Here is a 7045-nt window from a genome sequence, read left to right as displayed (position 1 = left end):
AGCCTCCTACTTTGCGTCTTTAGTCGAAACGAGGTGGAGTAATTGAATAGGCATTTCCAGACCCAAACCCCGAGCTAAAAGACCCCGACTGAGTTCGTCTGTAGGGGCGCCCTCCGCGCCTAACCAACACGGCCTACCCCTCCAAAAACTTCGGACTCAGACGGTTTTTAGCATCATGTCGCGCAGGCCACGCGCCAGTGCGCTCTGTCGATCGTCACAAACCGCCGACGATACGCAAAGCATGATTGTCACGTCGGAAAGCTGCGGAAACCCGTCATCCACACTTAAGATGCGACTGTTGGGCGGGACGTCGGCTTTCGGAAATGCGGAAACGGCAAGGCCGGCCTGCACGACGGCCTGAAGTGCGGCCATGTTGGGGCTGGTGCAGACGATCTTGTATTCGCACTCCAAATTGATCAGCGCATTCAGTGCCCATTTGCGGAAGATGCAGCCGTCCGGGAACAAGGCTAGGGGCAGGGGCCTGCGCTTGTGGACCGCGCTGATGCGCGACCCGACCCATTGGACAGGCTGTCTTTGCAGGACCAGGCCTTCCTTCGTGTCCGTTTCGGTCGACAGAATGGACAGGTCAAGATTGCCGCGCTGCAGCATCGGCTTCAATTCCGCCGTTGGCGCGCAATGCAGGACAAGGTTGACGTTTGGAAACTCGTTGGCGAAGCGACTGAGAAAGGGGCCGAGAAGCGAGATATAGTCGTCCGGCAGGCCTAGCCTTATCGTGCCGGTCAATTCGCGCGACGTTGCCTTTTCTACCAGCTCGTTGCTGATCCGGAGGATGCGCCGTGCATCCGAAACCGTATCCTTGCCCTTTTCGTTGAGGCTGATCTTGCGTCCCGTGCGGGTGAACAGGGAGGCCCCGAGATCGTCCTCCAGCTTCTTCAGCTTGATGCTGATGGCCGATTGGCTGCGGTTGACGATCTGAGCCGCGCCCTTGCAACTGCCGCTGTCCGCGAAGGCGACGATTGCTTGCAACAGGTCGAGATTTACGGTTTTCAAGGCCGCCTCCAAGTATGCGAGAATCGAAAATCAAAGTTTGATAATTTAGTTTTCCGAATGTGTTTCTACGTGCTTAATTTTGTGCCTGTCAACGAACAAGAGCAGGCGGAAACTCAGCAATGTCAGCAGAAATCAGGAAGATCGTCGTCTCCATCGAAGAGACGATGAGCGAGATGGGACGGCCTGTCCAGCCGAAGGCCGTCAAGGTGGCCGTCGCCGCTGTCGTGACAAATCCTTATGCGGGCCGTTATGTCGAGGACCTCAAGGAACTGTACGATCTTGGGGCCGAGGTCGCCGGCATCCTGACGCAGCGCGCGTTGGAGGCGCTTGGCTCGTCGGCTGAAGCGATCAGCGGCTATGGCAAGGGTGCCATCGTCGGTGTCGGCGGCGAGATCGAGCATGCGGCGGCTTTCATCCATCCCCGCTTCGGCGCTCCGGTGCGCGAGGGCATCGGCGGCGGCAAGGCGATCATCCCGTCGACCAAGAAGCTCGGCGGTCCGGGCGCGTCGATCTCCATGCCGCTGGTCAATCGGGACGACATCTGGGCCTTCGACGACATGGATTCGATCGAGATCGGCATTGCGGATGCACCGCGCGACAACGAGATCGTGATCGCGCTTGCCTTCGCCGTGGGCGGACGTCCGCTGAAGCGCGTCAAGGCGTGACCATGTTTAAGGCGATCATTTTGCTGAAGCGCAAGGATGAGGTCAGCGCCAGGGATTTTGCCGACTGGTGGCTGGGCCGCCACGCGCCGCTGGCGCGCGGGTTGCCTGATGTGCGGCGCGTCGTCTTCAATCTCGTCGAGGACGGCCCCTATGACGGTGTTGCCGAACTCTGGTTCGACACGCAGGCTGCCTTCGAAGCGGCCTACGCGACCGACCATGGCCGCGCGGTTGCGGCCGATACCCTGACGATGGTGGACCAGCGTGTCCGCATGTTCGCTGCCGAACATGCGGTCACAGGAGGTTGAAACAGATGGTGGGCGAGATGATGAACGATACAAACGCGGGCTGGCTTGAGAGAGACAGCCGGCATGTGATGCATTCGCTGCATAACCCGGATGCGCATCTGGCCGGCAATGCCTGGATCAAGGGCGAAGGTTGCCATCTGATCGACGGCGACGGCCGCCGCTACATTGACGGCATGTCCGGGCTTTGGAACGTCACGCTCGGCCACGGCCGCCCGGAACTGATCGCGGCGGCTCACAAGCAGATGGGGGAACTGGCCTATTGCTCCGGCTATTCGGGCAACACCAACCCGCGCGCAACCGAGCTTGGCGAGCGGCTGGCCGCGATCAGCTATCCCTCGATCAATCATTTCTTCTTCACTTCGGGCGGCGGCGAATCCACCGACACCACCATCAAGACGGCGCGTTCCTACTGGAAGGCCGCAGGCAAGCCGAACAAGGTGAAAACCATCAGCCTGATCGGCGGCTATCACGGCACGACGCTGGCCGCCATGTGCGCCACCGGCATGCCGTCATACTGGCCGGCCTTCGAGCCGCGCATGCCAGGCTTTGTCCACATTCCCCTGCATTACAGCCATCGGGATGCGGCGGCGCAGGGTGAGGATGCCGGCCAGCTGGCTGCCGAGGATTTCGAAAAGGCGCTGATCGAGCAGGGGCCGGAAACCGTGGCGCTGTTCATCATAGAGCCGGTGCTGGGTGGCGGCGCCTATGTCGCCCCGGACGGTTATTTCCAGCGCATCCGCGAGATATGCAACCGCTACGACGTGCTTCTGGCGGCGGACGAAGTGATTACCGGTTTTGGCCGTACGGGCCGCATGTTCGCGCTCGGCCACTGGGACATCGAGCCCGACATCGTGCAGTTTGCCAAGGGCATCACCAGCGGTTATTTCCCGCTCGGCGGCGTAGGCGTCTCCGACCGCATCGCCGATGTCTTGGCAGGCCAGGAAAATGCGCCTTGGATGCACTGCTTCACCTATAGCGGACACCCCGTCGGCTGCGCGGTGGCGCTCGCCACGATCGATGTCTTGGAAAAGGAGGGGCTCCCCGACCGGGCCGGCAAACTCGGTGCACGTCTGAAAAGCCGCCTGGAGGCCGGACTCGGCCAGAACGCCCATGTCGGTGACATTCGTGGTCTCGGCCTGATACTTGCCGTCGACTTCGTGGAGGACCGAACGACAGGCGCCGCTTTCGATCCTACGAAGAAAGTCGGCCCTCGCGTCCTGCAAGCCTGCCGAGAGGCCGGTCTGATCACCAGGGGGCGCGGCGATAGCCTTTATCTGGGACCGCCCTTCACCATCGATGAAGGCGAGTTGGATCGGCTCGCCGATATCGTCATTGAGGCCGCTAGGGTGATCTGACCCAGTCTCGGAGGGTTTGACCAGAGGAAAAAACAGCAACGGGAACAGAAACGACAACAACGTCGACACCATAACGACAAGGGAGGAACATTATGAAACGTGCCTATGCAGTTGGACTATTGCTTCTAGCCGGGGTGGGTTTCTCAAGCCCTGGATTTGCCGATGTAAGACTTGGGCTCGCCGGCCCGATCACGGGCCCGAACGCGGCTCTCGGTGCCCAGCTCAAAGTGGGAGCCGAGCAGGCAGTCGAGGATATAAACGCTACCGGCGGAATCCTCGGTCAAAAGATAGAGGTCATTGTGGGCGACGATGCGTCGGATCCGCGCCAAGGGGTTTCGGTCGCTAATAGATTTGCCAGTGAGGGCGTGAATTTCGTCGTCGGTCACATTAATTCTGGGGTGTCGATTCCTGCCTCCGAAGTCTATCTCGAAAACGGCATCGTCCAGATCACTCCAGGCTCGACTGCGCCGGCCTTCACGGATCGTGGCCAGTGGAACACTTTCCGCACATGTGGTCGCGACGACCAGCAGGGCAGCGTGGCGGGCGCTTTCATTGCTAAAGCCTATGCCGACAGGAATCTTGCCATCGTCCACGACAAAACCGCTTATGGCCAAGGAGTAGCGATTGAAACCCAGAAGGCCGTCGAAAAAGGCGGCCTGAAAGAAGTTCTGTTCGAAGGCATCAATCCCGGTGACAAGGACTACTCCGCGCTGGTCGCCAAGCTCAAGGAGGCCAATGTCGACGTTCTTTATTATGGCGGCATGTATCCGGAAGCCGGCCTCATCATACGACAGATGCGCGACCAGGGGTTAAAGACGGTGATGGTTTCGGGCGATGGCATAGTATCCAGCGAATTTCCGAGCATCGCCGGTCCAGGCGCTGCCGGCACACTAATGACGTTCACGGCCGATCCGCGCAAGATTCCTGCCAACAAGGAAATCGTTGATCGTTTCCTGGCCCATAATTTCGACCCGGAATCCTATACGCTCTATGCCTATGCTGCCGTGCAGATACTCAAGCAGGCGGCCGAAACAGCCGGAACGCTTGATGGCAAGAAAGTGGCGGAGGTCATTCATTCCGGGAAGGAGTTCGACACGGTCGCCGGCAAGATTACCTACGACAAGAAAGGCGATATGACGGATCCGAAATATGTCATCTACGAATGGAAGCCAGACACCAGCGGGAAGATCAATTACGCCAACAACGAAATTCAATAGCTAGAAAAGCATAGGCCATTCGGCTCGGCACAGAAAATAGTAAGGGCCTGAACGCGGCACCCGCTTTCAGACCCTTACCGTCACATGCCGCGCATTCGTGCACCGATGTCGACGCGGACTCGGCGAACATCCGGCGGTGCGGCATCCCAGCCAGGACCAAAGGCCAATTGCAGGATTCCAACGGCGAGAGGAGCGTCTTGGGAATGAAACGCGTGCGTGCCGTGTAGACATGCCGATCGCCATACGCATTCTGCCCATGACCGCGATCGGATTGCGGCGAGAAAAATACGGGACGCATTCGCTTCGACGGACGAAGGCATCAATGATTTACGAGGCGACGGGTAACCTGCGTGTGGTACAGATACTACTCGGCCACAGCAGGATCGAGAACACCGTTCGCCACCTTGACGTGGATATTGAAGATGCGCTTCTGCTCGCTGAGCGCACAGAAATCTGACATTGGCGCGGTCCTTCGGCAGTGCCGAATGACCACTTCCAGTGAGAGCACCTCTCTCGCCTGCAGTCCGACTTTGGGTGGGGAGCCGCCAGTCCGCTTTTGAGCGGAGGCACCAACAAGCGGACATATGGTTTTGCCGGATTGAGGAAAATGCCAACCCGCTAGATAGGGAAATTAAGGGGCCAAGCTGTACGCACGATCAATCTGCTAGTGATGGCGTCGCTAAGCCGTCACTATCGTGAGACGCCGGCCACCACCCCTTTTGGGTCTTCGGCGGCGGCCAAGCCGTCAGCGGCGTTTGGTGAGGACAATACGCACGAAAGGCTTCCACTCCGCACCGGCGAGTTGCCTCCACTCTCCACGAAGCGTCTGGCCGTCTTCGCTGAATTGTCCGACGAACCGTTGGACGTCGCCAATGATCTCGTATTTGAGATGTTCGATCCTCGACGTGAAGTCGTTCGTGAACCGCGCCGGGTTTTCCGGAGACCGTTTCGTTTGAGTTACGCGGCCATGACTGGGTCATTCAGCATGGCGTAATAGCGTTCCTCGGCTTCGGCCGGCGGGATGTTGCCGATGGGCTCCAGCAGCCGGCGATTGTTGAACCAGTCGACCCATTCCAGCGTCGCGAACTCGACGGCTTCGAACGAGCGCCATGGTCCGCGTCGATGGATGACCTCAGCCTTGTAGAGACCGTTGATCGTTTCGGCGAGAGCGTTGTCGTAGCTATCACCGACGCTGCCCACTGAGGGCTCGACGCCGGCCTCGGCCAAGCGCTCGGTGTATTTGATTGACACGTATTGGCTGCCTCGGTCGCTATGGTGCACGAGCCCACCACGGTGAACGGGCCGCCGATCATGGAGAGCCTGTTCCAGAGCGTCCAGAACGAAGCTGGCATGCGCCGTCCGGCTCACCCGCCAGCCGACGATCCGGCGGGCATAGGTATCGATGACAAAGGCGACATAGACGAAGCCCGTCCAGGTCGCGACGTAGGTGAAGTCGGAGACCCACAGCATGTTCGGCGCCGGGGCATGGAACTGGCGATTGACGTGATCGAGAGGGCAAGGTGCCGCCTTGTCGCTCAACGTGGTGCGGATCGGCTTGCCACGGATGATGCCTTCGAGGCCCATGGCCTTCATCAGGCGAGCCACCGTGCAGCGGGCGACATCGAAGCCCTCGCGCTGCAATTGCCGCCAGACCTTGCGAACGCCGTAGACGCGGAAGTTCGCCTCGAACACACGCTGGACCTCGTCCTTCAAGGCTGCATCCCGTCTTGCCCGAGCCGACAGCCGGGAGGCATCGACGCGCTTAGCGACATGGTCGTGGTAGGTCGACGGGGCGATCGGCAGCACCTTGCAGATCGGCTCGACCCCGTGGACCTCGCGGTGATCATCGATGAACGCGATCATCGTTTGAATGGGCGGTCGAGCTCCGCCTGGGCAAAATACGCGCTCGCCTTGCGCAGTATCTCGTTGGCCTGTCGAAGCTCGCGGTTCTCGCGTTCCAGAGCCTTGAGCTTCGTTGCCACATCCGTAGGCACACCGGCGCGAACGCCACTGTCGCGCTCGGCCTTCTTTACCCACTCATGCAGCGTCTGCGCCGTGCAGCCGATCTTGGCGGCGATCGACGAGACCCCCGCCCAGCGCGAGGCATGCTCGCTTTCATGATCCAAAACCATTCGCACCGCGCGGGCGCGAACCTCGGGAGAAAACTTGTTGCTCGTCTTGCTTGTCATGGCTCCACCTTCTCAGGAGTTGGAGCCTCCGATCAACCCGGCGCGGTTCAATTGCAAATGGTGAAACAGCTGAGTTGTGTCCGGGAACAAAGGCTGCTTTCGGAAAGATGCGAGCGTCTATCTAAGGCCGAAATGGGGTGGTCGAAACCTGCCGGATCGCGAACCCAACGCCGCCGCCGCATGCATGGATGGCTCGATGTGGTGGGAAGCGGACAGGCAGGTTTTGGGCAGCTGCGCCGGGAACGCTGTCCTTCACTTGGTCAATGAGCTTCGGCGGCAACGCGCCTCAAATACGACGCCCAA

Annotated in this window: 6 protein-coding genes, 1 pseudogene and 1 other annotated feature; of the genes and pseudogenes, 5 read left to right on the top strand and 2 right to left on the bottom strand. The window is 59.9% G+C overall.

Annotated features, from left to right (window positions below; translation table 11 throughout):
- Nucleotides 1-156 precede the first annotated feature (156 nt).
- A complete protein-coding gene (locus ACX3P0_RS24965; protein ID WP_459092885.1) occupies nt 157-1011 on the bottom strand; it encodes a LysR substrate-binding domain-containing protein in 855 nt (284 codons plus the stop codon).
- Nucleotides 1012-1130: 119 nt separating this feature from the next.
- Here ACX3P0_RS24965 and ACX3P0_RS24960 point away from each other — a divergent pair, with 119 nt between their 5' ends.
- The 5 genes and pseudogenes from ACX3P0_RS24960 to ACX3P0_RS24940 all read left to right on the top strand — a co-directional run.
- Nucleotides 1131-1676: an amino acid synthesis family protein gene (locus ACX3P0_RS24960; RefSeq protein ID WP_459092883.1), complete on the top strand. Its 546-nt coding sequence runs from the start codon at nt 1131-1133 to the stop codon at nt 1674-1676.
- A 2-nt stretch (nt 1677-1678) separates the two neighbouring features.
- Nucleotides 1679-1981 (top strand): EthD family reductase, encoded by a 303-nt coding sequence (locus ACX3P0_RS24955; RefSeq protein ID WP_459092881.1) that lies wholly within the window; start codon nt 1679-1681, stop codon nt 1979-1981.
- Nucleotides 1982-1998: 17 nt separating this feature from the next.
- Nucleotides 1999-3336, top strand: a complete 1338-nt coding sequence (locus ACX3P0_RS24950; RefSeq protein ID WP_459092879.1) for an aminotransferase family protein — start codon at nt 1999-2001, stop codon at nt 3334-3336.
- A 92-nt stretch (nt 3337-3428) separates the two neighbouring features.
- A complete protein-coding gene (locus ACX3P0_RS24945; RefSeq protein ID WP_459092877.1) occupies nt 3429-4553 on the top strand; it encodes a branched-chain amino acid ABC transporter substrate-binding protein in 1125 nt (374 codons plus the stop codon).
- 256 nt (nt 4554-4809) lie between these two features.
- Nucleotides 4810-5010 (top strand): annotated as a pseudogene (locus ACX3P0_RS24940) (tyrosine-type recombinase/integrase); the annotation flags it as partial.
- A gap of 500 nt (nt 5011-5510) precedes the next feature.
- Here ACX3P0_RS24940 and ACX3P0_RS24935 read toward each other — a convergent pair.
- Nucleotides 5511-6742 (bottom strand): IS3 family transposase gene (locus tag ACX3P0_RS24935; protein ID WP_459092875.1). Its coding sequence is split into 2 segments (ribosomal slippage): nt 5511-6451 and nt 6451-6742, totalling 1233 coding nucleotides; the frame shifts between segments, so codons are not numbered across the junction.
- Nucleotides 6342-6458: a sequence feature (AL1L pseudoknot), on the bottom strand. Its footprint overlaps the gene before it by 117 nt.
- Nucleotides 6743-7045 lie beyond the last annotated feature (303 nt).

The organism is Mesorhizobium sp. A556, assembly GCF_054489545.1.
The sequence above is the reverse complement of the archived record's forward strand: the minus strand, read 5'-3'. Positions and strand labels throughout refer to the sequence as shown.